5 protein-coding genes are annotated in these 4,593 nt (G+C 58.3%); 4 read left to right on the top strand and 1 reads right to left on the bottom strand.

The genetic code is table 11. The annotated features are described in order from the left end of the window. Nucleotides 1–150 precede the first annotated feature (150 nt). On the top strand, nucleotides 151–1,083 hold the full coding sequence (locus tag ACF8AM_RS12370) for an aldo/keto reductase (RefSeq protein ID WP_392555932.1): 933 nt from the start codon (nucleotides 151–153) through the stop codon (nucleotides 1,081–1,083). A 238-nt stretch (nucleotides 1,084–1,321) separates the two neighbouring features. Here the strand turns inward: ACF8AM_RS12370 and ACF8AM_RS12375 are convergent, their stop codons facing one another. After that, nucleotides 1,322–1,885 (bottom strand): GrpB family protein, encoded by a 564-nt coding sequence (locus tag ACF8AM_RS12375; protein WP_392555928.1) that lies wholly within the window; start codon nucleotides 1,883–1,885, stop codon nucleotides 1,322–1,324. 206 nt (nucleotides 1,886–2,091) lie between these two features. Here ACF8AM_RS12375 and purE point away from each other — a divergent pair, with 206 nt between their 5' ends. The 3 genes from purE to ACF8AM_RS12390 all read left to right on the top strand — a co-directional run. Beyond that, nucleotides 2,092–2,613, top strand: coding sequence for a 5-(carboxyamino)imidazole ribonucleotide mutase (gene purE / locus ACF8AM_RS12380; protein ID WP_392555929.1), 522 nt, complete (start codon nucleotides 2,092–2,094; stop codon nucleotides 2,611–2,613). Further along, nucleotides 2,610–3,830 carry a 5-(carboxyamino)imidazole ribonucleotide synthase gene (locus ACF8AM_RS12385; protein WP_392555930.1) on the top strand — a complete coding sequence of 407 codons (1,221 nt, stop codon included), beginning with the start codon at nucleotides 2,610–2,612 and terminating at the stop codon, nucleotides 3,828–3,830. Before purE ends, ACF8AM_RS12385 begins: the two co-directional genes overlap by 4 nt. A 370-nt stretch (nucleotides 3,831–4,200) precedes the next feature. Beyond that, the coding region (locus tag ACF8AM_RS12390) for a hypothetical protein (RefSeq protein ID WP_392555931.1) at nucleotides 4,201–4,593 on the top strand (393 nt) is incomplete at its 3' end.

Below are 4,593 nucleotides of genomic sequence, written 5' to 3' on the forward strand. Positions count from 1 at the left end.
GAAAGACCGAACAGTGTAACTCAATGTTCTCTTGGTGGATCAGTCGAGCAACAGCGTCGTTTAGGAAGCAGCGGGATTGTCGTTTCGGACAATTGCATGGGAACGATGACGTTTGGGAGTGCTTGTGACGAATAAAACAGCCAAGCGATCATCGATCACCCATTTGATGCGGGGATCAAATTCTTTTACGCGGCTGAGATCTATCCGGTGCCTCCCAAGAAGGAAACCTTTGGCGTCACCGAGGAAATTTTCGGTCGATGGCTCAAAACCAAGCCGCGGGATTGCGTGACCGTCGCTACCAAAGTGACGGGCCCAGGCCATGGATGGTTCACGCCACCGGTCCGCCACGGACGTACGACGCTGGACCGATATCAGATCATTCGGGCCTGTGAGGATTCGCTGCGTCGTTTGGGCGTGGAGACGATCGATCTGTACCAGATTCACTGGCCCGATCACGGCATGCCGTACGAGGAAGTCCTGGAATCGCTGACGCATCTACGCCGGACCGGAAAAGTTCGCGTGATCGGGTGCAGCAATGAGACATCGTGGGGATTGATGAAGAGTCTTTGGGCGGCCGACATTCATGGGGTCGATCGGTACCAGACGGTTCAGAACAATTTCAGCTTGATCAATCGCCGCTGCGAAAATGAGTTGGCTCAGGTTTGTCGTCGTGAGAACGTGAGCCTACTGCCTTACTCGCCGCTTGGAGGCGGAGTTTTGACGGGCAAGTACGAAAACGGGCCGCCACCGGGAGGTCGTTTCTCAGAATACCTGCTGACCGGGGACGCCCGGCAAAAGGCGATGGCCCAGCGTTTCGTCAACGATCGCACGATTGAAACGGCGGCTCGGATGCACCAGATTGCTGAATCGATTGGAACGACGGGAACGGCGTTGTCGGTCGCGTGGAGCAAGCAGCATGACTTCGTTGCATCGACAATTGTGGGTGCCACATCGATCGAGCAATTGAAAGAGATTTTGGTTGCCGACGACATGATCCTCGATGACGAAACGTTGGCACGAATCGATGCCGTCGAGGTCGAGATTCCCAACGCGATGACGGAAGATGGGCTTCGCCGGTTGTAGGGAGTTTCTCTGGTCACAGACGCGGTGCTGCTTGTAGGCCAGGCTCCGCCTGGCGCGGGTGACTGGTTGAATGAATTTCGCGTGTCGATGACATGTGGAACGGTGCAGACGCCTCGCTTTGTTCCAAAGCATTGCCGTGGTTGCCAGGTGGAACCTGGCCTACAACTCGGCAAACCCGCTTCAGGGCGAGGGGAGCCAGGGCAATTTGGATAGGGGCATTCCATAGGGTGCCACCTGTCTAGAGACCTGAGATTTGATCTTCGAGTCTCGAGAAGACAATCGCTTTGTCTTGTTCGTATCGGTCTGGATCGCCACCGCTTCGCTTCCAGCGGTCCACTTTGGTGCTTTCGAATCGCAGTGCTTCTTCGGGGTTGGCTCGCAAATAATCTCGCATTTGAATCGCTCGTTGGTGAGCGGGATTGCCCAGAACCATCAGGAAGACTTGTTGGGTGGGGGCTCCGTGGCGAGGTTTGTGCAGCACGAGGGAGTGATCGAGCCAGTCGGGAGAATCCACGACTCGGTAGTTCAGTCCTTCGATGTGCAGCGAGGCCGCGTCCAGGCTGGAAAGGTCCGTGACGAGGGCGACCACATCGATGATCGGTTGTGCGATCAGGCCTGGGACGGCGGTGCTTCCGACGTGATCGATTTGCGTCACGTGGCCTTGGCATGATTGCAGAAGGCTGCTGCGAGTTTGTTCGAATTCCTGTTTCCAGCGGGCGTCGTGGTGCATCTGCCGGATGGGCGCTGGGCCGTCGGAATCAAAATCGTCCCGAGGGGGCAGATCAAATGGCGGTGATGTCATGAGCGATTCAGCGGAAGAAGGCTGGAGCGGAACAGGGGCAATTCATCGGGACGTGTTGTTGCGGTATAACCCGGGGATGAGGACGGTCTGGCCAGGAAGGACGGCGTGCGGTGTTGTAGGTATGCTGCCCTGCCCTTTGATCCCTGCCCTGTGGTCGGATTCTTCGTCTCCTGATTGTTCCAAATGATCCCCCTTCAGAGTACCTGATGACCGACCAAGACGATTCTGCGGTTGCCAACCCGTCTGCACCACGCGTGGGTGTGATCATGGGAAGCCGTAACGACTGGGACACCATGTCCGCGGCGTGTGAAATGCTGGATCGACTCGGGGTGGAGCACGAGCGTTCGGTCGTTTCTGCTCACCGGACGCCGGAGCGGATGTTCGAATACGCTCGATCGGCAGGGTCTCGCGGGTTGAAGGTGATCATTGCCGGAGCCGGTGGAGCCGCTCATTTGCCGGGCATGGTTGCGTCGGAAACGGTGTTGCCTGTGATTGGGGTGCCCATTCAGAGTCGCGCTCTGCAGGGATTGGATTCGTTGCTGTCGATCGTGCAAATGCCGGGTGGAATTCCGGTCGCGACCATGGCGATTGGCGTTGCAGGAGCCAAGAACGCGGGGGTCATGGCGGCTCGTATTTTGGCGACAAACGACGATGCTCTGCGAGAGCGATTGGAAGCGTTTGTGGCGAAGCAGCGTGACGATGTGATCGCATCGGCAAAGCTTCCATGAGTGAGCGTCAGGAATCACAAAACATGGAGGCAACCGTGGCCAAGCAGGTGATACTGCCTGGGGCCACCATTGGTATGGTCGGTGGTGGTCAACTGGGCCGAATGTTCGCCATCGCAGCGGCTCGCATGGGATATCGAGTCGGTGTCTTTTGCGGCAGTAGCGACGAACCCGCTGCTGAGGTGGCAGCGTTCACGGTGTGCGGCCCTTTGACGGATCATTCCGCGATTGAAGCGTTCGCGAAACGATGCGATGTGATCACGCTGGAGTTTGAAAACATTCCGGCCGACACGATCGCGGCCTGCAGCAAACACGCGCCGACCTATCCCGATGCGTCTGTGCTGGCGATGGCTCAAGACCGCTGGATCGAGAAAACGACGCTGCGTGCGGCCGGGATTCCCGTGGCTGGATTTGAACCGGTGCACGATCGCGAAACGGCGATTGCCGCGGGCGAAAAGTTGGGATGGCCAATCATCGTCAAGACGTGTCGCAGTGGTTACGACGGCAAGGGGCAACATCGTTTGAACTCACCGGATGACGCTGCCAACGTTCAGTGGGCGGGCGCAGAGAGTGGTGGTGATGGCCAGCCGCCCTGGGTTGCCGAAGCGTTGGTGCCGTTTGAGCGTGAGGCGTCGGTGATTGTGGCTCGGACGCTGGATGAGCGGTTCGAGACGTTTCCGGTGTTTGAAAACGATCACCAAAATCACATCCTGGATGAAACCAAACTTCCCGCCGAAGTTTCGCCTGAGATGCAAACGCAGGCTCGCGAAATTGCGACGCGCGTGGCGGAGCACTTGGGATTGGTGGGGCTTCTGTGCGTGGAATTGTTCGTGACAGCCGACGAGTTGGTCGTCAACGAAGTCGCGCCGCGGCCGCATAATTCGGGGCACGTGACCATCGAAGCGTGTGCGACCAGCCAGTTTGAACAGCACGTGCGGGCAATCTGTGGGTTGCCGTTGGGGGACACATCGATGGTGGTTCCTGCGGCCAGCATGCTGAATCTGCTGGGGGACATTTGGGAAGCCGCTGAGGCTCGAGATGCCCATCCTGATTGGGAGGCGTGCTTGGAAACGCCGGGCGTGGTGCTTCATTTGTACGGCAAGCACGCAGCGAGAGCGGGCCGGAAGATGGGCCACGTGTCCGCGGTGGGGAACGACCTGGCGGAGGTGTCCGAGCGATTGCGTGTCGCTCGTGAGCGACTGCTGGGTGGCCGCGGCTAAGGAATCTGGGTTGAGTGAACGCGTCGGGCTCATCCGTTTCGTTTGGAGGCGGTCCGGCCGCCGATTTGGCCCGGAAATCGCGTTTATTCCCCTGTGAAGCCATTGAGAACCCGATTGCGGCGGAGTGCTGCGGCGTTTCGCAACAGGTGTTGCAAAATGCTACACCCTACAATCGGAATTCTTGCGGGGACACTGGCCGTTTGAAGCGGTTTTTTCGTGGAAATTGCAGTTTCCAGAAATAGACTGAGTGTTCCGCGCCTGGCTTTTCGCCGTCTCGTCCCGCGTCTTTTCGCCGAGAATCACGATGAACATGCCTCCTGACGCATCCCAGCATCTCTCCTCTGGTCCCCACTCCTTCTCTGAGTTGTCGATGAAGATCTTTTCCACTTTCGGCTGCAAGTTGTCAGCCATTTTGACGTCGGCGGTCATGGTGACTGCGGTTTCGGCGGCTCCACCCGCCGGATCTGGCATTCAGGCTGTTTCGTCCGAAGCCTCGATTCGCGTTGTTTCGCACTCCACGGACGACGGCGGTCAATCGATCGCGGCTTCGATCCAGCCGGGTGCGGAGGATTCCATGCTGCGAGCGGTTCGCCAGTCAGCCAGTGACTTGGTCATTGTCGTTGACACATCTGCGAGCCAAGTGGGAGCGTATCGCGACGATGCGATGAAGGCAGTTCAGGCGGCACTCGAGTCTGTTCGTGACCGCGACGTTCGCGTGGCGTTGTTTGCTGCGGACGTGCAGGCGAACGAGCTGACCGATGGG

It is taken from the genome of Rhodopirellula sp. JB055 (assembly GCF_043100905.1).
Classification (GTDB): Bacteria; Planctomycetota; Planctomycetia; order Pirellulales; family Pirellulaceae; genus Rhodopirellula.

Bases quoted from the DNA above. Each gene is read 5' to 3' on its own strand.
- ACF8AM_RS12375 (WP_392555928.1), bottom strand. From the start codon at position 1,885: ATGACATCACCGCCATTTGATCTGCCCCCTCGGGACGATTTTGATTCC.
- purE (WP_392555929.1), top strand. From the start codon at position 2,092: ATGACCGACCAAGACGATTCTGCGGTTGCCAACCCGTCTGCACCACGC.
- ACF8AM_RS12385 (WP_392555930.1), top strand. From the start codon at position 2,610: ATGAGTGAGCGTCAGGAATCACAAAACATGGAGGCAACCGTGGCCAAG.